Source organism: Chamaesiphon polymorphus CCALA 037 (assembly GCF_003003845.1).
GTDB lineage: Bacteria > Cyanobacteriota > Cyanobacteriia > Cyanobacteriales > Chamaesiphonaceae > Chamaesiphon > Chamaesiphon polymorphus.
The window spans coordinates 1-19,538 of sequence record NZ_PVWO01000004.1 but is presented as its reverse complement, the minus strand read 5'-3'; the positions used below and the strand labels follow the sequence as shown (position 1 = coordinate 19,538).

Annotated in this window: 25 protein-coding genes; 8 read left to right on the top strand and 17 right to left on the bottom strand. The window is 45.1% G+C overall.

Going from position 1 to position 19,538, the window contains the following annotated elements:
• Positions 1 to 70 precede the first annotated feature (70 nt).
• The 5 genes from C7B77_RS00550 to C7B77_RS00530 all read right to left on the bottom strand — a co-directional run bounded on the left by C7B77_RS00550 (position 71) and on the right by C7B77_RS00530 (position 3,183).
• Positions 71 to 682 (bottom strand): 2TM domain-containing protein, encoded by a 612-nt coding sequence (locus C7B77_RS00550; RefSeq protein WP_245893958.1) that lies wholly within the window; start codon positions 680 to 682, stop codon positions 71 to 73.
• Entirely contained in the window at positions 606 to 1,448 is an 843-nt protein-coding gene (locus C7B77_RS00545; RefSeq protein WP_106299371.1) for a sulfurtransferase, read from the bottom strand. The genes C7B77_RS00550 and C7B77_RS00545 overlap by 77 nt, the downstream gene beginning before the upstream one ends.
• 68 nt (positions 1,449 to 1,516) lie before the next feature.
• Positions 1,517 to 1,927: a DUF6220 domain-containing protein gene (locus tag C7B77_RS00540; RefSeq protein WP_106299370.1), complete on the bottom strand. Its 411-nt coding sequence runs from the start codon at positions 1,925 to 1,927 to the stop codon at positions 1,517 to 1,519.
• Between the two features lie 34 nt (positions 1,928 to 1,961).
• On the bottom strand, positions 1,962 to 2,405 hold the full coding sequence (locus C7B77_RS00535; RefSeq protein WP_106299369.1) for a DUF6010 family protein: 444 nt from the start codon (positions 2,403 to 2,405) through the stop codon (positions 1,962 to 1,964).
• Between the two features lie 109 nt (positions 2,406 to 2,514).
• The gene (locus C7B77_RS00530) at positions 2,515 to 3,183 is read right to left on the bottom strand and encodes a DJ-1/PfpI family protein (RefSeq protein WP_106299368.1); all 669 of its coding nucleotides are present in this window, start codon (positions 3,181 to 3,183) and stop codon (positions 2,515 to 2,517) included.
• Positions 3,184 to 3,285: 102 nt separating this feature from the next.
• Between C7B77_RS00530 and C7B77_RS00525 the strand changes: the two genes are divergently transcribed.
• Complete coding sequence (locus C7B77_RS00525) at positions 3,286 to 3,942, top strand: LuxR C-terminal-related transcriptional regulator (protein ID WP_106299367.1); 657 nt, start codon at positions 3,286 to 3,288, stop codon at positions 3,940 to 3,942.
• Between the two features lie 38 nt (positions 3,943 to 3,980).
• Here C7B77_RS00525 and C7B77_RS00520 read toward each other — a convergent pair whose 3' ends face one another.
• The gene (locus tag C7B77_RS00520; RefSeq protein ID WP_106299366.1) at positions 3,981 to 4,937 is read right to left on the bottom strand and encodes a PIN domain-containing protein; all 957 of its coding nucleotides are present in this window, start codon (positions 4,935 to 4,937) and stop codon (positions 3,981 to 3,983) included.
• A gap of 447 nt (positions 4,938 to 5,384) precedes the next feature.
• Here C7B77_RS00520 and secG point away from each other — a divergent pair, with 447 nt between their 5' ends.
• Together secG and C7B77_RS00510 are read left to right on the top strand one after the other, a co-directional pair.
• On the top strand, positions 5,385 to 5,672 hold the full coding sequence (gene secG, locus C7B77_RS00515) for a preprotein translocase subunit SecG (protein ID WP_106299365.1): 288 nt from the start codon (positions 5,385 to 5,387) through the stop codon (positions 5,670 to 5,672).
• An 88-nt stretch (positions 5,673 to 5,760) separates the two neighbouring features.
• Positions 5,761 to 5,973: a hypothetical protein gene (locus C7B77_RS00510; protein ID WP_106299364.1), complete on the top strand. Its 213-nt coding sequence runs from the start codon at positions 5,761 to 5,763 to the stop codon at positions 5,971 to 5,973.
• On the opposite strand, the gene C7B77_RS00505 is transcribed toward C7B77_RS00510, so the two are convergent.
• On the bottom strand, positions 5,966 to 6,613 hold the full coding sequence (locus tag C7B77_RS00505) for a transposase (protein ID WP_106299363.1): 648 nt from the start codon (positions 6,611 to 6,613) through the stop codon (positions 5,966 to 5,968). The genes C7B77_RS00510 and C7B77_RS00505 overlap by 8 nt on opposite strands.
• Positions 6,614 to 6,703: 90 nt before the next feature.
• On the opposite strand from C7B77_RS00505, the gene C7B77_RS00500 reads away from it, so the two are divergent.
• Together C7B77_RS00500 and C7B77_RS00495 are read left to right on the top strand one after the other, a co-directional pair.
• On the top strand, positions 6,704 to 7,282 hold the full coding sequence (locus C7B77_RS00500; RefSeq protein ID WP_106299362.1) for a hypothetical protein: 579 nt from the start codon (positions 6,704 to 6,706) through the stop codon (positions 7,280 to 7,282).
• A gap of 71 nt (positions 7,283 to 7,353) precedes the next feature.
• Positions 7,354 to 8,232 carry a hypothetical protein gene (locus C7B77_RS00495; protein WP_106299361.1) on the top strand — a complete coding sequence of 293 codons (879 nt, stop codon included), beginning with the start codon at positions 7,354 to 7,356 and terminating at the stop codon, positions 8,230 to 8,232.
• Here the strand turns inward: C7B77_RS00495 and C7B77_RS29505 are convergent.
• Positions 8,214 to 8,375, bottom strand: coding sequence for a hypothetical protein (locus C7B77_RS29505; protein WP_181243654.1), 162 nt, complete (start codon positions 8,373 to 8,375; stop codon positions 8,214 to 8,216). The two genes, C7B77_RS00495 and C7B77_RS29505, sit on opposite strands and share 19 nt — an antisense overlap.
• On the opposite strand from C7B77_RS29505, the gene C7B77_RS00490 reads away from it, so the two are divergent.
• Positions 8,366 to 9,148 carry a hypothetical protein gene (locus C7B77_RS00490; protein ID WP_146138125.1) on the top strand — a complete coding sequence of 261 codons (783 nt, stop codon included), beginning with the start codon at positions 8,366 to 8,368 and terminating at the stop codon, positions 9,146 to 9,148. The two genes, C7B77_RS29505 and C7B77_RS00490, sit on opposite strands and share 10 nt — an antisense overlap.
• A gap of 30 nt (positions 9,149 to 9,178) precedes the next feature.
• On the opposite strand, the gene brxD is transcribed toward C7B77_RS00490, so the two are convergent.
• The gene (brxD, locus tag C7B77_RS00485) at positions 9,179 to 10,498 is read right to left on the bottom strand and encodes a BREX system ATP-binding protein BrxD (protein WP_106299359.1); all 1,320 of its coding nucleotides are present in this window, start codon (positions 10,496 to 10,498) and stop codon (positions 9,179 to 9,181) included.
• 200 nt (positions 10,499 to 10,698) lie between these two features.
• Here brxD and C7B77_RS29030 point away from each other — a divergent pair, with 200 nt between their 5' ends.
• A complete protein-coding gene (locus tag C7B77_RS29030; RefSeq protein ID WP_146138124.1) occupies positions 10,699 to 10,983 on the top strand; it encodes a hypothetical protein in 285 nt (94 codons plus the stop codon).
• 44 nt (positions 10,984 to 11,027) lie between these two features.
• On the opposite strand, the gene C7B77_RS00480 is transcribed toward C7B77_RS29030, so the two are convergent.
• The 6 genes from C7B77_RS00480 to C7B77_RS00455 all read right to left on the bottom strand — a co-directional run bounded on the left by C7B77_RS00480 (position 11,028) and on the right by C7B77_RS00455 (position 16,365).
• Positions 11,028 to 11,483, bottom strand: coding sequence for a cupin domain-containing protein (locus tag C7B77_RS00480; RefSeq protein WP_106299358.1), 456 nt, complete (start codon positions 11,481 to 11,483; stop codon positions 11,028 to 11,030).
• Between the two features lie 51 nt (positions 11,484 to 11,534).
• Positions 11,535 to 12,476 carry a DUF4351 domain-containing protein gene (locus C7B77_RS00475; protein ID WP_106299357.1) on the bottom strand — a complete coding sequence of 314 codons (942 nt, stop codon included), beginning with the start codon at positions 12,474 to 12,476 and terminating at the stop codon, positions 11,535 to 11,537.
• 10 nt (positions 12,477 to 12,486) lie between these two features.
• Entirely contained in the window at positions 12,487 to 13,920 is a 1,434-nt protein-coding gene (locus C7B77_RS00470) for a hypothetical protein (protein WP_106299356.1), read from the bottom strand.
• A gap of 237 nt (positions 13,921 to 14,157) precedes the next feature.
• Entirely contained in the window at positions 14,158 to 14,613 is a 456-nt protein-coding gene (locus C7B77_RS00465) for an ester cyclase (RefSeq protein ID WP_106299355.1), read from the bottom strand.
• A 97-nt stretch (positions 14,614 to 14,710) separates the two neighbouring features.
• Positions 14,711 to 15,358 (bottom strand): DUF6629 family protein, encoded by a 648-nt coding sequence (locus C7B77_RS00460; RefSeq protein WP_106299354.1) that lies wholly within the window; start codon positions 15,356 to 15,358, stop codon positions 14,711 to 14,713.
• 47 nt (positions 15,359 to 15,405) lie between these two features.
• Positions 15,406 to 16,365 (bottom strand): tyrosine-type recombinase/integrase, encoded by a 960-nt coding sequence (locus C7B77_RS00455; protein WP_106299353.1) that lies wholly within the window; start codon positions 16,363 to 16,365, stop codon positions 15,406 to 15,408.
• 127 nt (positions 16,366 to 16,492) lie between these two features.
• On the opposite strand from C7B77_RS00455, the gene C7B77_RS00450 reads away from it, so the two are divergent.
• The gene (locus C7B77_RS00450) at positions 16,493 to 16,957 is read left to right on the top strand and encodes an HXXEE domain-containing protein (RefSeq protein WP_106299392.1); all 465 of its coding nucleotides are present in this window, start codon (positions 16,493 to 16,495) and stop codon (positions 16,955 to 16,957) included.
• A gap of 124 nt (positions 16,958 to 17,081) precedes the next feature.
• Here the strand turns inward: C7B77_RS00450 and C7B77_RS00445 are convergent, their stop codons facing one another.
• Complete coding sequence (locus C7B77_RS00445) at positions 17,082 to 18,686, bottom strand: FAD-dependent oxidoreductase (RefSeq protein WP_106299352.1); 1,605 nt, start codon at positions 18,684 to 18,686, stop codon at positions 17,082 to 17,084.
• A 25-nt stretch (positions 18,687 to 18,711) separates the two neighbouring features.
• Positions 18,712 to 19,020 (bottom strand): hypothetical protein, encoded by a 309-nt coding sequence (locus C7B77_RS00440; protein ID WP_106299351.1) that lies wholly within the window; start codon positions 19,018 to 19,020, stop codon positions 18,712 to 18,714.
• Between the last annotated feature and the right edge of the window lie 518 nt (positions 19,021 to 19,538).

Below are 19,538 nucleotides of genomic sequence, written 5' to 3'. Positions count from 1 at the left end.
GCACCCCTCCTCGGAGGGGATTTTTTTGTGGAGATTGTCGATCGAGTATTGTATTTGAAGCGATCGACTACTAATTTTCAAAAGTTATTGGCATTGTGTGTTGGCGTTCCCATTTCTGAAAAGCGCGATTGTAAGCATACCCCTGGTGCTGAAACCAGACTTGCCACGCATCGACACCGCGTACCATGCCCCAGGAAATGAGGACGTATAAAGACCAAGGAATGCCAAATCCAGTCAGGAGGTTTAACAGGATCGAGCAGGCATTGACAATTGCATATTGACCGAAACGAGCTTGCAATTTCGATCGACGATAAAGCTCGAACTGCTGATGTTTTTGGGCTAGTTTTTGCCGTTCTAACCACTGACTTTTGGCTAGCTCGATCGAGTCGGGAGAAATATTCAGTTCTTGGGCGATTTCTAATAACTGTGCATCAGATAATTCACTGCCGAGGTCGGATTGTTGTGCTAATGCGATGTTGATGATTTGGCGGATAGCTTCTCGATCGAAAGATTGGTTTGAAGATTGCCGTGAAGAGTTCATATATTGAAGAGCTGCGAACTTGTCTGGGGTGGTTGTTTGCCTGCTACTGACGATCGAAGGCGTGCTAATTGTCTCCAACCGCAATTGGTAGATCGGTTTGACGGCTCCATTCATTCCAAGATCCGTCGTAGTTACGAACATGGGGATAACCCAATAAATACTTCAGTACAAACCAAGTACAGGCAGATCTGCCACCAATGGCACAGTAAGGAAATACTTCTTTATCGGCGGTAACACCCTGACTGCTATAGAGAGCCTGTAACGCCTCGGCAGACTTAAACGTACCATCTTCATCGAGCGCGAGGACATTTTCGATATTCACTGCGCCATGAATATGCCCCCCGCGTTCTGAGCCTTCAGGTGGCTTCATCATGAATATTTCCCCTCGGTATTCTGGAGGGGTACGGACATCGAGCAACACGCAATCCGATCGATCGAGTGATGTCTGCACTTGGGCTTGTAATACCCGCAGATCGGGATTGACAGATAGCTCCCGATCTTGTGTAGGTGGGAAGCTGGCAAACTCTGAGACTACGGGACGACCTTCGGCTAGCCATTTTTGATGTCCGCCGTTGAGGACATATACTCGATCGTGTCCGAGCGTTTTTAAAAACCAGAAAATCAAGGCTCCCGTATCGGGATAACTACCATAAGCAATTACGGTTGTGTCGGGGGTAATGCCAGAGCGAGATAGCAGTTGGGAGATTGCGGTCGGATCTAGATTCATACTGAGATCGGGCGCGAGCAAATCAGTAAAGATATTCCAAAACACCGCGCCAGGAATGTGTGCGTCTTTGAATTGTTCTGGACTCATGTTGAGTTCGACTACCCGCACCGTCGGATTGTGGAGACGATCTAGCAGCCATTGAGTATCGACTAAAACTTCGGGATGAGCGTAATCAGACATTGGTTTTTTGGATTTTTTTTGTTGAAGTTAGGATTGAGAAAAGTAGCTAAGTTACAGATAGTTATCGCTTATTCTCGATCGCGAATCGATCGCCAAGCTCGATGCACTAATGTTGTCGAAGTTGTAAATAATGAAAATCCGATTAAGGGATGTATAATTCCTAATGGAATGGGACTATTGGTATGGATAGTGATGAATTGCAAAACGAGGAGAATTGACATGCTACCTGTCAGCATTTTGATTTTGCGAGGAAATGGCGTGACGAACAGCCCTCCTAATAACAGCACCAGCAATCCACTATAGCCACGCACCAGCAGAACATGAATCTGCCACCAACTAGAGTCATAAAAAATCGCTAGTCCAACTGTCAGTAATTGCAGAACTAAGCACAGGTTAAATAAGATCGCGATCGCAAGAAAACTAATTTGAGTCCAAGAACGAGATATTTGGGTGCGATCGGAAGGCAGATCGATAGTCATAATTACAACTATTTTTGAAGATAGATTTTAGAAATTAAAGGCGATCGGTACTGCGATCTCCCTCAACTTTGCGGAACCAACTAAAAATGGAAGGTGCGCCCTGGAAATACCACAACGCCAAAGCCGGGTCGCAAATAGCGCACCCAAACGACGACAGCGGAACGAATGGCACAATTGGCGTGCCATATAAATGGTGAACTGTATCCCATGCTGTGTGTAGTAACCATCCGATGCCAATAAATCGGTAATCTTTTAAGCCCCAGTAGGCTACACCAGTCATCACAGTGCAGAATACAAATTCCCAACCCAATAAGCCACCATTAAGATACGCCGCTCCGGCTCCAGAAATCATCAGCGCGCTGAAGTTGCGACGGTTTGGTTCCTTAAATAAAGAGCAAAAGGCGATAAAGACAAGCGCGACAATTAATGGTGCGATTATCTGTAAAATTGTGATTTCGGGTCTAGATTGAATTGGCATATAGTCGATTGAGTCGATCGCGATTATTCCCGAATATTAATTTTGGAGATGAGAACGGATAGCTCTGTTGTAATTAAATACAAAAAGCCGATCGCACTGATAAATCTGCCTATTGTGCTATTGCCAGATCTGGCATCATTCCTTGCATAAATAACATTGCCTTCTCGACCAACTCAGCCCCCGCTTGTTCTGGCGATCCGGTATCAAATGGCGGAGCTGGATTGTACTCCATCAATAATTGAGTAATCTTGGCGATTTCTTCACCATAGAGGATGCTCGCCAGCGTCAGCCCAAAATCGATACCTGCGGTCACGCCGCCACCTGTAATCCGATTGCGATCGACTACGACGCGCTCGGTGCCAACCGTAACGTCTAACTGTGCAAGTCGATCTCGTGCTGCCCAGTGTGTAGCCGCTCGGTAGCCTTCGAGCAGCCCTGCTTTCGCTAGAAACACCGAGCCGCCGCAAACAGAAGTGATAAACTTGGCGGTACTCCCTTGTTTGTAGAGAAATTCTAGTAGATCGGGATCGTCTTCTACCGCTACCTGTCCGAGACCACCGCCAATACAAATAACATCTAATTGCGGGCAATTTGCCAAGGTGGTATCGGGTAAAACCATCATGCCATCGTCAGTTTTGACTGGCTCTAGCGTTTTCCAAATCCGATGAATTTGGACACCAGGTAACGAACTTAAAACCTGCTGTGGCCCGATAATATCGAGCGAGGTCATGCCGGGATAAAAGACCAATCCAAGAGTATATTTTGGGGAGTCAGTCATAAATAGATTTCCTAGTAACGATCTCAATAAAGCTGATAGTGTCTATACTAGAAGTGAAAATCGATCGGGCATAGTCCTCGATCGGGTACTCTTTTTGACACTATGAGCGGTTCCTTGCAGCCTTTATTTGCAGAAATCGATCGGCTCAAGGACGAACGAGATTTACGATCGCAAGTCGTACCCCAAATTGGCGAGCATTTTGCAGCGACACGAGCGGGCATTTTTTTCTTCGATAAACTTTCGACGATCGATCCCAATCTTCAGAAGATCTTTAAAGTTGCACTTTCGATCGAGCATAATCCGGTCGCACGTTATTTAGTCGAACATCACGCACCAGTTCACGAAGGTTTGGTAACATCTCCCAAAACATGGAAAATGATTTGTCCTCGTCCCGATCATTGGCATGTGATGGTGGGGCCGATCGTCAGTCGCGGTAAATTAGTAGGAGCGGTGGGTTGCACTCGCGATCGATCGATGCCTGCTTTCGACAATCAAAATTTAACCGATCTCAGCGGGATCTGTTTGCACTTATCGATTTGGGCGACGACAGCCAGAACCGCCGCTCCAGTTTTTCAGATCGATAAATTGACGCCGCGCGAATTGCAAATTGTCGAATTGGTCGCGTTGGGGCGCACGAATGCCGAAATCGGGCAGGAATTGTGGATTACCGAAAATTCGGTCAAGCAGGCTTTGAAGCGGATGTTTCGCAAGCTAGAAGTCTCATCTCGTGCCGAAATGGTGGCACAGCTTACCAGTTGAGTTCGATCTCAATCTATAGCATAATTTGGTAGCATTGATTAGCTTTCGCCTAATAAGCCTTCAATCGCGGTTAAACTTGCTGGATCTAAATACTGTTTGTTAGTTGCAACTACCGATGATAGAAAGTTTCTCACTAACTCGTCTTCGATCGACCAAACTACCTGACGATTGGAAATCGCGGCAGCGACGATCGTGTTGACTTGTGCGGCGGTAAATTCTGAGTAATAACTTAATTTGGCGATCGCTGCTTGAGTAGCTGCGATCGAGTGACTATTGACTAAATCTCTGATTAAAAATTCTTTGTCGCGGACGCTAGCTAGGGCAATTTCCGGGAATTGTTCTTTGCAGAAACTCGACAACCGCTTGTAAAAATGAATCTTTGTCTGCTTTTTACGTTCCCATTCAGTTAGTAAGAAATCGCTAAATTCATCATCGCTTAGTGCCGAACAATAATCTTTATCGCCAGTAATAAAATAGAGATCTTCACCTGCGGGAATTTCATCGAGCAGACACTCCCAATTAATTGCATCGCCTAAAGAGTTATTCTTACCCGGTGGATTGCCAATGCCCATTCTAAACCGCGCTCGATCGAGTACGGTACTATTCGGTGTCAGTCGCTTGCCCAATCTAAATAAAGATTGGACGATCCGATCCGCTTTGAGAGTTTTGGCTTTGATGTCGATCGCAATCCTGGCGACTAATGCTGCATGAGAGCGTTCGTATTGCTTGAGCGATTCTCTCAATAGTTCGATTTCTGGATAGTCTTCACAGAGTTGAGGGAATTGAGGATTGAATGTTTGATTGCGAAAGGATTTAATCGCACCATCGATTCTTTGTTCGCGGTTGCGATTGAATTCATCGATAATTTGATCGGTAAATAACAATGTTATATGTTGTTTATCGATCGCGTCTGTTAGTTTACTTAATTCGGCTAAATCTTCTTGGTTGAGTGCGTAGAAAGATAGCAGAATATTAGTATCGATGAAAAGCTGCATATCTTATAATTAGGGAATAGATGAATATATTAATATCTATAAATCAAATCAGAAGCTAGATCCGTCACTTTTTACAAAGATCGGCAATCCGCCCTCATAACTATCGCCTGATTTTTGCCATCTGACCTACGCCAAGCTGTACCAATGTCGTATTGGTAAATTTTCCGCTAGCTAGCTCTATGCGCTCGAATTCCATATCCTTAACTGTACTAGATCTTGTCCGCTGCAACTTGCCAATTTTATCTACCCCAGACGCTGACAGATTTTCTTGCGCTAATTGCCCAATTGACGATCGTCAAGCACAGCTAGCCTTTTTCCCCTTTCCCCTTCCACAACTAATAGTAAAGATATACTGGTGCAAAATGAGATCCCGACGATCGAGTCCTGACTCCCAAGCAAGATCGAGATACAATAGATCGATGACTATTACGAATTAGAACTATTTAGATGAATACCGTTACTATTATTGAGATTATTTGGTGCGTATCTGCATTTGGTTTAACTGCAATGGTGTTGCTGCATAGCCCCAAAGGTGATGGAATTGGGGGCATTGGTGGTCAAGCACAATTATTTAGCAGCACCAAAAGTGCGGAGAGCAATCTCAATCGGATTACTTGGGGTTTATTTATGGTATTTATCACCATGACAATTATCCTGAGTGCGGGCTGGTTATCTTCGGCTCCCGTAACACCAGTGACAGTTCCCCCAGTGACAGTTCCCCCAGTTGGAAACTAACAGATTTTGATAGTAACCTCAGCGGTTAGAAACCGCTGTCTTGATGCACTAAACCGTCGGGGAACCCGACGAGCGCGCATCGCTGCTCGTGTTGCAAAGTCCGCCTACGCGGACTAGGAAATTCAGTCCGCGTAGCGATTATGTTAATTGTCAAGGGGCAATTTATTCGCTCGACAGACAAGCTGAAGCTACCGTGAGGCAAGAGCTGCCTACAGCAATTATCATCACAGTCTTTTATCGATCGAACCCCAAAACAGTTGCAATCGCATCTGCCAGCAGACGGAAATCAGCCGCTAATTAGTGGCTGTTGCCGCCAGCGGCACTGGCTGTTCGCACCAAGGTTGATTGGTACGGAGCATGGCATTAAGAATGCCCAGCAACTTCCGAATGCAAGCCACTAAAGCCACTTTGCGTGGCTTACCACGTTGGAGCAATTGAGCATAATGGTCGCGAAACACCGAATTATGCTGCACCGCACACATGGCTGCCATATACAATAGCGAGCGCAATTCAAGGCGGACGCCTTGTCTTGACCCAAACGCACGCTGAGGAGACCTCAGCGCGATTTGGGTCGCTGAATCCGGCGTTTTACCACTGTCGTGATTAAACGGAGCTACCCCCACCAACGCGGCAATCTGTTTGGCGGTGCGTTGTCCTAATTCTGGTAACTGCACCAACAAAGCTTGGGAAATGACTGGGCCAATCCCTTTGACACTGGTGAGAATTGCTAATCGTTCCTGCCACTGGGGTCGCTGTGCACTCACTTGTGCCAAGCGAGATTCCAACTCCACCAGTTGAGCTTCTAACTGGGCGATCGTTGCCTCAATGCTCAACCTGACCCAAGTTTCGCAACTGTGGAGATGGTTTTTCTCCATCGTCACCATTGCCACTACTTGTTGACGACGAGTTACTAATGCTTGTAACTCTCGCCTTTTGAGCATCTGGCAATAGGGTTACTGGTGGTTTGAGGCTCTGACCGAAATGAACAGACGATCCAGCATCCAATTTATCGTTGTGAATTTGCCCATCCAGTGTTTTATCATCGCATTAATCTAGTCTATGAATCTAAAAAACACAAAATCGATCGACTGGCATCACAGCCCAATGAATGGCAATCCTATTTACCACATTTATCACCTAGAGATCGGCTACTAGAAGTATTTAAAAATGAATATATGAGGACAGATCCTACATATTTTAAAATTGTCGGACAGATATGGACAGATCGCGAACTGGTAGGACATTCCTCATCTACAATTGAAGTGCTATTGGGTATCGAAAGATTTTCAGCTCATAGAGATAGATCGCCTAATATCATTCACATGATGACCGAAGTGGAAAGACAAAAACTAGCAGATTTACCTGATGAATTTAGGATCTATCGGGGACACGACGAGCGATTATTAAACGAAATATCATGGACTTTAGATTTAAATGTTGCCGGACAATATGCAGTTGGCTGGAAAGAAAAACGGCAAATTTCAACTGGAATAGTTAGCAAGCAAGATGTAATCGCCTTTATCGATCGATGGCAAGAATCAGAAATTATCGTACCAGCCAGAGTGGTGAGAAATATCGAAACCCAGCCAGCCATCCGCATTGAGCAATAATCGATCGCGGATAAAGTCGAGTACGCTTAAGGTATTCAAAATTCTGAAACTTGTGTAGATCTTAAGATCGAATGTCATTACCACTTCAGTTACCCATCGATGCGGCTCCTGTCGGATATTGCCCCCAATCGATCGATACCAACATCAATGCCGATTTGGTGCGTTTTCATCTATATCGCCAGAGAACCACAGTCGATCGGTTAATATTGGGTGATAAATACAAGCAAAGTGCCAGACAATTATCGATCGAATGTTTGCGCCAAAGTTTTCCCGAACTGACGGATACAGCGTTCTCTCAGAAGATTGCGAATGCTTGGTTACAAGAGAAATGCCCTGTCAATTATATACCCCCAAATCTGATGAGTTGGAGTCAAGATCCTACTGCGATCGCATCTTTACTCGCCCGAATTTTAAACTCTGCTAATATTCCCTACTATATTACTGGCGGAGTGGCTGCAATAGCTCATGGAGAGCCAAGAGCCACGATCTATCTGGATGTGGTGATTTCTGTCGATTTAGCAGATTTACCCACCTTGGCGGCCAATTTTGAGGCACAGGGGTTCTATGTGGCTGGCTTGGCAGATGTAATGGCATGTAGTTTGCGATGTTTGAATATTACCCATTTAGAAACAATTGAAAATGTCGATTTGATGATTTCGGGTAGGGAAGAATGCGATCTGATTAAGTTCGATCGATCTCGATCGTATACTTTACCTGGAAGTGGAGAAGTTGCCATTGCATCTCCAGAAGATGTAATTATTAGCAAGTTAATTTGGCGACGAACGAGTCAGTCAGATAAGCAATGGCGGGATATTTTAGGAATTCTGAAAGTGCAGCAGGAAAAGTTGGATTTTGGCTATCTGCAAAGTTGGGTAGAGCGGTTTGGGTTAGATGAGGATTGTCAAAGAGCAAAGGTTGCAGCGGGGGTAAGTCATTTGGGATTAGGTTGATAGCTAGCATCCCATTGTGTTAGTTCGCGGAGCGTCCGCCGTGCGGAATCGTCGGCACTAGCGCATTTAGATTGAAGTGTTTCTAGATTGGGAATACTAATAGCATCATCACATTGTGCTGGGATCGAACTGAATGAAAGCATTGCCATTTTTCTTGTTTATCGCGATCGTAGTGGCGATCGTCGGTGGAATTGTGTACCTCGTTAAGAAGCGTCGTCAAGATCTAGAATTGGTGGCTAGGCAGCTCAAGCTAGACTTTTTTCCAAAAGGGGATGAGAGCATTGCTCCAATGGTATCCAATCTGGATTTTTTTATGTATGGGGAACGTTGCAATGTCAGCAATCTGATGTGCGGGCAAGTCAAGCGCAATGCTAAACCAGTCACAGTAGCGATCTTCGATTACAGCTATACCATCTGTAAGCGCAGAAGTACTGAATTCAGCTTTAATGAAGACTCGGTGTCGATCGAAAGTAATAGCGACACCGAAACTTTTTGCCAAACAGTATTGGTATTTTATGATGAATCGCTCGATGTGCCTGGATTTAGCTTACGTCCCGAACATATCTGGGATAAGTTAGCAAATTTTGCTGGTTATGAAGATATTAATTTCGATCGCTTTCCAGCTTTTTCTAAAGGCTATCGGCTATTATCGAACCAAGTTGAGGATGTCCGCAATTTATTTCAACCAAATTTAATCAAGTTCTACGAAATTAATAAGATCTGTACCGAAGCGATCGGCTCATATTTGCTAGTCTTTCCTTTTCCACCCAAGCATACTAATAGTAGTTTGACGATGGGTGATAAAACTTTTACGAAAAGTCAGTACTTACACCCCAAAGACGTGAAGCCATATTTAGATCTTAGTTTGAAGTTATTAAATTTACTAGAGAACAACATGTCAGCAGTCAGATCTTAAGTTCTATCGATCGACAATAGAAGATCGCAATTAGAAGCTAACGGCATATTGTTCTGCATCGGTGGGTTCCGGTTCAAAATAGGGTAAACCATCTCGAATTCTGATTTCCTCCGCACTGAGTTCTACCAAGTCATAACCGCCATCTGTCATCGGATCGAAATCTGGTTCGGTGGCGGCTAAATCTAAAATATTGACTAATTGCCGTAAGAATTGACGCGGTACGATCCCGACATCGCCGCCGAAACCTTGGGTGACTTTATCTACTAGTAAATCGATAAATTCGGGTGTGACTTTTTTGGTTAATCGATCGCGGTTTTCTGTCGGATATATTTCTCGCAATTTGAGTGCGACATCTTTTAAGCGATCGCGATCGAATGGTGTGAGTACTAGTTGCGGTTGACGGGGATTGGCAAAGTTACCCGTTTTAATTAGTTTCAACCGATCGTGTAATGGCGATAAACCAGCTACCCCGCGATTGGTATCGAAAAATTCGGGCGTACCTGTAAAGATCCAGAATAACCCCGGATAGCGATCGGCTGCGTCGCAAATTTGCCTAATGCCATTCAGAGATTTAGCACGAATATCGGTTTTCATCCGCAACATGGTTTCGGCTTCGTCGATGACGATAACTAAGCCTTTATAGCCCGATGCTTTGGTAATGGCTAAAATGCCCTGAAGGTAATCCATCGCCTCTTTAGAGCCAATATCGCCCTTAATCCCAGCGATCCGCTTGGAGGATGCCGCGACGTTTTCGCTACCCGATAGCCAAGAGAGGAGCGCGCTGGCTTCGGGGAATTTATTCTGCTGTTTGAGGGCGAAGATCGATCGCAATACCCGTGTCATATCTTCGGGTGCTTTGCCACCTGTGAGGGATGCGAGATCTGATTCGATCCGTTGCTGTAACTGAGTATCGAAATCTTCAGCATCGGGATTCGCCCCACCATCGATCGCGGCATCTTCCATCCGAGCGATCCACCGATCGAGTATAAACCCCAACGCCCCGCGATCGCATCGATCGGTTGCCAATTCTTGCACGACTTTCCGATAGACATCATCGAATCTATGGAAATGCAAATCGTTATCCGATACCACCACAAAGCTGGTTGCAAACCCCTGAGCCTGAGCGTCGAGGAGTGCCAAGCGAGCCATAAAGGTTTTACCACAACCATAGCCACCCCGCAGGAATTTAAATACGCCTTCGTTATTTCCGGCTAAGTCTAATTGTCGCTTTATCTCGCCTCTCGATCGATCGATCCCGACGGCAAATGCTTCTAGTCCCCGCTCTGGCACTACACCCGATCTCAATCTTTCAAATATATGTTCGATATCTCGCGGGGTAATGTTAGTCATCGGGGGTTATGGATCGTAAATTTGGATCGTGTGACGATTATAGAACCCATTTGAGATCTTCTAGCGGGGAGGGCGGGTTTGTTCGCTCTCAAACAGTACAATCGATATTGACTAGCATAAACCCGCCCCCTACAGATCCATAACTTTAAGCATGAAACATATTGAGAGAATTATAATTAATTTTATTCGCAACCTAGCTGGTGGATACTGTCCACTTAACACAATTTATGGGCGTTACGTTGGCATATCAAGCAATTCCCCCTGAAAGTAGTTTTTACGCCCGTCTTCAACACGATCGCGCTTTTATGATTATGTCGATCGAGAGTTTTTATTCTGGTTATCTTTTTCACTTCGAGCCAGAAACATTATTTCCTGGCGGAGATGATGGCGAGGAAAGATGGTATTCAATGAGTTTTAGAGGATGGAAAGAATTTTATCTATTAGCAGATGACAATAACGCAGAAATATTAATGCAGGTTCTTTAATTTGAGATGAATATCGATCGGGTTGATAAATAGAAATGGCAATGCTAGATATCACTCAGCTCAAAGTCGGCAAAGTCGAATCCTGGCACTACCACACAAGCTACCAGTGCGTATCCAGCTTCGCCTGCGATCGGTTTAGCTTTTTGCCAATATTGAGGTGGTACGACGGCTTGCCAGCAGTTATCTCTACCGAGGAAAATTGTTTGTGCTGCGCCGTCTAAAGTTTCTGAGATCGTCAACTCTAGCGGATCTCCAGATTGGTGAAACCATAACTCTGCCGATCGTACTCGATGCCACCGCGAATAATGACTGGTGGGTAATAGAAATAAAATTGCGGTACCTGCTGCTCGATCGCCTGTATAGTCGCTGGGTAAAGCCGATTGGGGTAAACTGAGATCCGATCGCCAAGTTTCACGATAAAAGCCGCCTTCGGGATGCGGCTGTAATTGTAATCGATCGATAAGCTTGACGATCTCGGCAGGTAGTGGAGTGGGAGCCATAAATAGTTAGTAGGTTTGTAGGTTGGGTTTCATTTTTATACCCAAACTACTCTAAAGATCGAACCAGGCGATCGCATCTTCCACGCACGTAAAATCTAATAACGCTTCACCAAACTCTTCTAGACGCTCTATAGGTAACGCTCTAACCTTGGTTGCTAACTCGATCGATACATTTCCCACCCGTCGAGTTAACTGGCGCAGCACCAGCTCCTGCTGCCCTTTCAGCTCGCCCTCGCGTTCCCCTTGCAGTTGCCCTTCGAGCCTAGCCCGATTCATCTCTGCTCGGTAGAGAGTATCGATTTCTTCCATCGTCTTCATAAAATCTTCTTCCTCCTGCGTTAGTCCACTTGCTGAAGACTTTTCACTTAGATATTTGAAGTGCTTAATACACACTTCTACGATATCATTTCGCTCTCTTTTCGTCACTGGCAATTCGCTAATATTTGCAAATGCTTTGGTGAGGATTTTATCTTTACCTAGCCCTCTCAACCACAGGGTTGCTGGTGTTTCTGGGAGTTCGCGGATTACTACGATCCCAATGCCAAAGGCGGGGGCGATGCGATAAATACCCGCACCCAATTCTGTGTCAGCTCTTGCCCAATGCGATTCGAGGATTTCTTGAGAACACCCAGTTGTCAGCATCCAAGTGAAGGGTTTTCGATCGTCTGTAAATATTTCTTTGCGTTTTTGATATTCTCTGCGTTCGCCGCTGATATATAAATCTCTACGAGTGAGGCATCTACTAATATGCTCGGGCTTGAGCCAGCCACTATAATGTTCGATAAAGACGATCGGATGAACTTGCATTAATTCATCGAATAATCCTAGCGATTCTGTTTCCCAAGCTTGGCTGTTTGGATCGCTAACAAATAATAGATCGACTTCTAAATTTTCGTCACTCTTAACTTTAACGTTAATACTAACGGTTCCCTTAGTTTGGTAAAGAGCGGTTGTATATGCTTTAGAAAAATTGTCGTCTTGGTAAGGACTCATCGCGATGCTGTTAGTTCTGAGTTTCTTTGAGGTAACGGTTACCTTTAGGGGAAGATTCTACGCGAATTGAAAAGGGTAGATCTGGGGTGTATTCTTCTAATTTATTAGCAAATTGTCTGACCGATCGAGCATTACCGAGTTTAATACTAGCTTCGGCTTCGGTAATCGTGCCATGTTTTTCGATGTGTTGTAAAACAGGGAGATGGGGATTATCTATGAATTTATCGTGCCATGTTCCGCTTGGGGCGATTGAGTCAATATCTCGCGAGACTTGTGGTGGTTGTGGCTCGAATATTTGGAGAATTTTTTCTACGCCAATATCATCGATTTCTTGGCGTTTAGCCTGAATTTTTAATTCTAAATTATCTAGTTCGGCCTGCCTGCTACTCAACTCTAATCGAGCAGTTTTTAATTCTCGTTGGTGCAGTCTTTCGGCCAGATACTCTGGCGATGATTCTAACTCGTCATTTCGAGCGACTATTGCTGCTGCTAATTCATCTAATGTCGCTTGCTTGGACTTTATCGCTAATTCTGTTTCAGTTAATTGCTGCTGTGCCGCTACTAATTCCCGATCTCGATCGGCTAATTCTGTCGATCTTGCGGTAACAATCTGCTCTAATCGATCGATTTCTACTGTTAAATTTTGGTGAGTATGTTGTCGGTTGGTAATTGCTGAATCGAGTTCGTGGATGAGTTGATGTTGCTGCTCTAGCGATCGATCGAGATTACCATTATCTAATTCTTGCTGCTCTAGCGATCGATCGAGACTACCATTATCTAATTCTTGCCGTTGCAACTGCTGAATCTCTCGTTCCAATTCTTGCTTAGTTTCAGTACATCGTTCGATTTCGGATTGGATATTTCTCAGCGATATTTTGAAGAGATCGATCGATCCGACTGTCTGCGATTTAACTGCTTCTAGCTGAGATACTTCTAGCTTGAGATGATTAAACTCGGTATCGACTTCGAGGCTGAGAGCTTGTTTATCCTGAATTTTGCGATCGAGTTTGGTTGCAAAGGTTTGTTGTTCCTGACAGTGATGGGTGAGTGCGGCGAGTTGTTGCTCTAATTGCTGGTACTGCTGGCTATCGGTATCGATCCTCGCTTTCAAACTAGCTGCTAAACTCTGTAATTGTGCTACCCGAATCTCGATCTCTTGCCGCTCCTTGTCCCTACTTCGCAACTGCTTGTTGAGGATTTCGCCTCGGTAATGCATTTGATTCAATCGCAGTTTTCCCCGAGCCAGTTGGCGATGTACCTGCTGTTGGCGTTGGCGCGAGCGCACGAGCCTACTAACAGCGACTCCCGGTAGCGTTGCCAACCCGATTAGCGCAGACTGAGCCAGATTCTGAGTGAACGGTAAACTACAACCCCCGCTCGCTACAAAGGCGACTGAGCCAGTCGTTAACCACTGTTTGAAGATGGAAGATTTTTTTCTAGACACTGATGGGGAGTACGGTAGGAGGATTTGACGAGCGGATGAATGAGGTAGCCGCCAGCCTACAGGTTCAACTTTTCACAGAGATTATAATCGATCGTGTCATCAATATTTAGGGTGTAATTACCCATGAGGGAGGGGATAGGCTTTAGGCTTTAGGCTTTAGGTTGTAGGCTGTAGGGTGTATTATCGCGTAAGCGTAACGCACCAACACATTCTAGTGACGTACCAACACGTTCTAGTTTAGCCTCTGATTTGATGGCGGATGGCTGCGGCAATTAGAGATAAGCCTGGAACGAAGACAATCCCCAATTGTTGCATCATCCCCGCTTGGTTGCCTTGTCCCCAATGATAGACGATCCGATCGTCGATGAGTTTGTCGATATGAGTAACTTCGATTTCTACCGATTTTCCTGTGGCTGGTAATCCTTGAAATTTACCCAGATGCGTGCCGCGAAATTTACCGATCGTCACAACTCGATTATCCTCGACAATTACCTCATCAAACTGATGATAACCATCGGGGAAAGCTGTCCGAAATTCTGACCCAAATTGGATAAATGCCTCTCGATCGAGTGGTGCTGGCATTCCGACTAAGTGAGCGATAAAATCTGTAGACATCATCGACCGTACTAGCTCGAATTCACCTCGATCGAATGCTGCATATAATTTTAATACATTCTCTTTGTTAGTTAACATTATTACTCAAGTTTGTCTTACAAGACTAATAAAAAATACAATGTCTAGTTGTTAAATAAAATTCCAATTTGTATAGCCTTTGACAAAATATCTGTGTTTATGCCATTTTATTGGAAGATTCATTTCTCATGATAAAGTACAGAGATCCACTTAAAATAGCTGCAAAAAAGCACCAAACAGATACCAATGTAATTTGAAAGAAGATTTGACTGCAAATAAAAGACAGAACAATCGAGACACCAAATAGCTGAAGTATTGAAGATTCAGCAGTTAGGAACGGAACTGAAATAATCGCCAGATACAGATATTTAATAATTTCATAAAAAGGAATGAATCTGAGATCGTAGAACAAATTACCCGAAAATAATTGCGGTTCTACACCACGAGCCACAATCCAGCCAAATAGATAAATACCCAATACACCGCCACCGATGGCTAATCCTAATAAAAATCTCTTTCTGTTAATATCTTCAGCTAACAAGTACATAGCCAGAGGACTTAGCACCAACCAAATTAAGGTGGCAAATAGCAGAAATCCATAAGTACCAATAGTATCGCCGTGAGTGAAGTAGCTATTATCCTTACCGATCCAGACTAATCCTTCCAAGGTTTGTTGTACGGCAAATAAACAAGGAAAAGATGCTAATAAAAGCTCTCGTTTTGAAGTTGTTTGCCCGATCGTGGCGACACCCAGACAGGATAATCCCGCTGCGGCACTGAAACTAACGATGGCCGAAAAACACATAAGATGCGATCGCAATTTAGATGTAGACCCACAATAACGCAAAAATCCTACACCAACTCCGCCAAAATCTTGGTAACTTCCCCTTGGTGATGCCGACGGTTATCGTCGTAGCGAGTGAGCGTATTCAAATCCGCATGACGGCTCAACTTCTGTACTCGGCGGGTATCCCCATTCGTCGCATCCAAAGCCGCCGTAATCGCACTGTGACGCACGCGGTGCGGACTCATCACTTTATATATCCCCGCTGCTGCACTCGTCTCTCTGACGAGATTATAGATGGCATTCCCACTCAGTCGATGCCCTTTTGTCGCTCGATCGAGAGTACAAAATAACGGCTCGGTAGCCTTACATTTCCCCCGCAATTCCAACCACGCCTGAATCGCCTGCACCGACTGACGGCTCAGATCGATCGGTTGACGTTGCACTTTCCCTTTGCCAATAATCCACAACTTACCACCGATCGGATCGAAATCCTTGACATTCGCCTGACACAATTCCGCACGCCGCAGCGCATTATCCCACAATAACCTCAGGATTGCATAATCCCGCACGCCTTTAACTGTATCGCGATCGCAGATCCCGATCGTCAACTGATACTCAGTCGGATTTACCCCCGAAGTATCTCGATAAGTCTCGACTTTTACCCCTTCGACATCCGCCAAATCATATTGACATTGCCCCACCTTGCGCGCATAACCTACCAAACTTTTAATCGCCGCCAGTCGGGTATTAATCGTTGAAGGAGCCAATCCGCGATCGGTTAATATTCTGCGATATCTCAATACTAATGTCATCGCCTGATAGCGATCGAGTGCCAAAAATTCTCCGACTAAGGCTGGTGTTGGTGCTGCATTGGCTACTTGCACGAAAAAATCTACCAATGCCTTAGTATACGTCCGCCGCGTATTGGGCGATCGACGATCGGCGATTAGTTCCTGAAGCAAGTCCCGCTGGGCGATATCTTGCAGGGATAGGGGTGATGCTGCAATGGTAGAGAGTAATGTCAAGGTAATTATTTCTCATCGCGAGTAACCGGATTGCCCTTAATCTTACCTGAATATTTTGTCAGCGATCGAGTATTTGGTCGGTTAAGATGGAAAGGTAGTGGTTTGTAGTTGTCATTATTATAACTTTATGACATTTCAAGACATCTCGTTCTGGTTATTAGCAGCAGCACTGATAATTCATACGATCGCCGAAGCATGGCTGCCTGAGTGGGAAAAAGTCAAACCGAATTGGCAATCTGTTGTCTTCAATTGGCTGCTATTTTTAGATAATTTACCGATATTTATCTTCGCGATTGCGATCGCTTTTGCTGGCTGGAAGTTGCCGCTAGTTGGGGGCATATTGCCCGCCATTGGAATTATGCATCCCATTTTCGACCATGTGGGATTGAGTCTGAGTAGCAAGAAAATTAGACCCGGTAGTTGGACGGGAATTTTGCTGTTATTTCCGCTGAGTATTTGGGTTTACTCGATTGGGTATTCTCAGCAGTTATTGTCACTTACCGATTTTTTAATTAGTGGCGCGATCGGGTTAGCAATTTCAGGATGGTTGTTATGGATAACCATCGATTTTTTGAAAGTCAACGATATCTGAGATGGCAGCGTTTGCAACTGTCTGCAACCACTGCCATCTGTCTCTAAAGAATATTTTAGGAGCATTGTAGACGTTGGCGTAGCCGCTAACTACGATCGTCGCTTTACCCCTTAACCTTTCCCCCTTACCCCTGTTTCCCCGCTATTAATAAATCGGGATATATTTGCTGAAATCTTCCTTGACGTAGCTCGTTTGGTGCGGGCATTTTGTCGATGCGAAGTAATTCGGCGATCGCGGCAGTTTCGGTATCACGCTTGCTGCTGGCTGCGGCTAAGACGCGATCGTCTTTAACATAAAAAGCAATAAACTCGCGCTTATTTAAATCGCCATCGATAATAACATCATCCCACTCGGTTGCATGTCCGACATAGCGAATTGGAAACTCAAATTGCATACTCCAAAACACCGGAACGCTGCGAAACTTTGTCGGGATTCCGGCCATGTTATAAGCGGCAATTCGCCCGTGCTGGGCGGCGATGCGCCAATGTTCGACCCGCATCGATTCTGAGGTGCGCCAATCTGGAAACCGCGCGATATCTCCGGCAGCATAGACGCCCTCAGCCGCACGTAAATACTCATCGACTGGGATACTTCGATCTTTGGAATTTAACTCGATGCCATCGATAAAATCGGTTACGGGTTGGACGCCAATGCCGACGACGATTAAATCGGCGGGCAAGCGATCGCCATTATCCAGAACGACGGTTTGGGCTGCACCTTGACCTTCGAGGAGGCTGACCTGGCGACCCATTTTAAACGTTACACCGTTTTCCTGATGAACTTTATAAAAAACCTCGCCAATTTCTGCACCCAAAATCCGCTCGAAGGGTAAAGAACTAGGCGAAACAACTGTGACTTTAATCCCTTTTTGAGCCAGTCCAGCGGCAGTTTCCATCCCGATAAAGCTCGAACCGATTACTACGGCTTGCTGGGCATTTTGAGCGGCAGCGAGAAGGCGATCGGTATCGGCAAAACTCCGCAATGTGAAGACATTTGGAAAATCTGCGCCGGGTACGTTTAACTGACGCGGTTGAGTGCCTGTGGCAATCAGGAGCGCATCGTATGTCAGCATTTCGCCATTGGTGAGGGCAACTTTTTTGGTGTTTGTATCTACATTGATGACCGGACAATCGAGTCGCAGTTCGATATCGTGTTCCTGATAAAATTCTACCGATCGCATTAAAATTTGGTCGGCTTTAAGTTGACCAAGAAAATAGTTTTTACTCAGAGTCGTGCGATCGTATGGTAATCTCTCATCTCGCGTCACCATGACGATTCGCCCTTGGTATCCAGCGACGCGCAGGGTTTCGGCAGCATGTGTACCAGCGGCTCCAGCTCCTAAAATTACAAATGTTCGCTTGTCGATCTCCGGTGCGTATTTTGCCATGTCGGGCACGCGATAACCGGGTGAAGATTCGGGAACCGTCACGATAATGCTATTGCCGTCGATGCGGACGGCATATCGCGGGAGCGAATCTAAACCTGGCGGTTGGTGGAGATCGCCCGTGGTAATGTCAAAATACGCATTGTGCCACGGACAGACGATACAATCGCCATGGACAACGCCTTGCTCCAATGGTGCTTTGTTGTGAGTACAATAAGCACCGATCGCGTGAATGCGATCGGCGCGACGAATCAACAGAATGTCGGTGTCGCCGACAGTTACTTGACGTTTTTGGCCATCTTGCAACTCATTAAACTGAGCGACAACCGCTTCTGTTTGAGACATAAATTAAGTGGTAATTTTAGTGGGATTAACCGAAACGGCGATTGACTTGACGACTTAGTTGTACGTAGGTATTGTAGCCACGCCGTTCCAATCTGCGAGCAGCCCGTTCGGCTTCACGACGATTGTAATAAGAATTTTCTAAAATCCACGATCGATTGCCACGATAGCGATAGTAAACATTGAATTGTCGATCGTTACGACGGAATTGGGCTAGCGTTAGATTTGGCTCGCCACCAAGCTTGGTGACTTGTGGTGACTCCAGCGCATTTGCCTTGAATGGCATGGTTGCTGCAAATCCGGTGCAGATTAATGAAAGTAAAACGATATTTTTCATAAGATTAGTTCTTTCCTAAGAAATCGAGTCAAATTATGGATTTTGAAACGAGCTTTTAACTCATTCGATATATCCTAATTACACATTAGACCCTTCGAGCGAAAAGGTTATCTCTCTAAAGACAGAACACGCTCTAGTGACGATCGTCAAGGGTACCCTTGACGATCGTCACCCGTGAAACGATTAACCGATAGCAGGGTGCCCCAGTGTTGCAAAATTTATACCTCACGATTTCCTCACATTTAAAACGTAAGATTGGATGCGATCCCACTAGGGGAAGCCAAGCGATTATAGCTGTTGGATAAAGTGGCAAATATAGCGATTGTAGCTGCCGATTTGTGATAATATTTCCTGAATTTCACCTGCGATCGTCCGATCTCACAGCAATCGCTTTTAAAGATCGCGATCGACAGCTAGCTCGACGAGATTTAAGTCAAGAAAAACGGATCGAAGGTTGAGACAAGGAATCTCCCAACTCCAACCATCGTAAGGCAAAGTTGCAGTAGAGGTAACAATAT

Bases quoted from the DNA above. Each gene is read 5' to 3' on its own strand.
- C7B77_RS00550 (WP_245893958.1), bottom strand. From the start codon at position 682: ATGTTCGTAACTACGACGGATCTTGGAATGAATGGAGCCGTCAAACCG.
- C7B77_RS00545 (WP_106299371.1), bottom strand. From the start codon at position 1,448: ATGTCTGATTACGCTCATCCCGAAGTTTTAGTCGATACTCAATGGCTG.
- C7B77_RS00540 (WP_106299370.1), bottom strand. From the start codon at position 1,927: ATGACTATCGATCTGCCTTCCGATCGCACCCAAATATCTCGTTCTTGG.
- C7B77_RS00535 (WP_106299369.1), bottom strand. From the start codon at position 2,405: ATGCCAATTCAATCTAGACCCGAAATCACAATTTTACAGATAATCGCA.
- C7B77_RS00530 (WP_106299368.1), bottom strand. From the start codon at position 3,183: ATGACTGACTCCCCAAAATATACTCTTGGATTGGTCTTTTATCCCGGC.
- C7B77_RS00525 (WP_106299367.1), top strand. From the start codon at position 3,286: ATGAGCGGTTCCTTGCAGCCTTTATTTGCAGAAATCGATCGGCTCAAG.
- C7B77_RS00520 (WP_106299366.1), bottom strand. From the start codon at position 4,937: ATGCAGCTTTTCATCGATACTAATATTCTGCTATCTTTCTACGCACTC.
- secG (WP_106299365.1), top strand. From the start codon at position 5,385: ATGAATACCGTTACTATTATTGAGATTATTTGGTGCGTATCTGCATTT.
- C7B77_RS00505 (WP_106299363.1), bottom strand. From the start codon at position 6,613: ATGCTCAAAAGGCGAGAGTTACAAGCATTAGTAACTCGTCGTCAACAA.
- C7B77_RS00495 (WP_106299361.1), top strand. From the start codon at position 7,354: ATGTCATTACCACTTCAGTTACCCATCGATGCGGCTCCTGTCGGATAT.
- C7B77_RS00490 (WP_146138125.1), top strand. From the start codon at position 8,366: ATGAAAGCATTGCCATTTTTCTTGTTTATCGCGATCGTAGTGGCGATC.
- C7B77_RS29505 (WP_181243654.1), bottom strand. From the start codon at position 8,375: ATGCTTTCATTCAGTTCGATCCCAGCACAATGTGATGATGCTATTAGT.
- brxD (WP_106299359.1), bottom strand. From the start codon at position 10,498: ATGACTAACATTACCCCGCGAGATATCGAACATATATTTGAAAGATTG.
- C7B77_RS00480 (WP_106299358.1), bottom strand. From the start codon at position 11,483: ATGGCTCCCACTCCACTACCTGCCGAGATCGTCAAGCTTATCGATCGA.
- C7B77_RS00475 (WP_106299357.1), bottom strand. From the start codon at position 12,476: ATGAGTCCTTACCAAGACGACAATTTTTCTAAAGCATATACAACCGCT.
- C7B77_RS00465 (WP_106299355.1), bottom strand. From the start codon at position 14,613: ATGTTAACTAACAAAGAGAATGTATTAAAATTATATGCAGCATTCGAT.
- C7B77_RS00460 (WP_106299354.1), bottom strand. From the start codon at position 15,358: ATGTGTTTTTCGGCCATCGTTAGTTTCAGTGCCGCAGCGGGATTATCC.
- C7B77_RS00450 (WP_106299392.1), top strand. From the start codon at position 16,493: ATGACATTTCAAGACATCTCGTTCTGGTTATTAGCAGCAGCACTGATA.
- C7B77_RS00445 (WP_106299352.1), bottom strand. From the start codon at position 18,686: ATGTCTCAAACAGAAGCGGTTGTCGCTCAGTTTAATGAGTTGCAAGAT.
- C7B77_RS00440 (WP_106299351.1), bottom strand. From the start codon at position 19,020: ATGAAAAATATCGTTTTACTTTCATTAATCTGCACCGGATTTGCAGCA.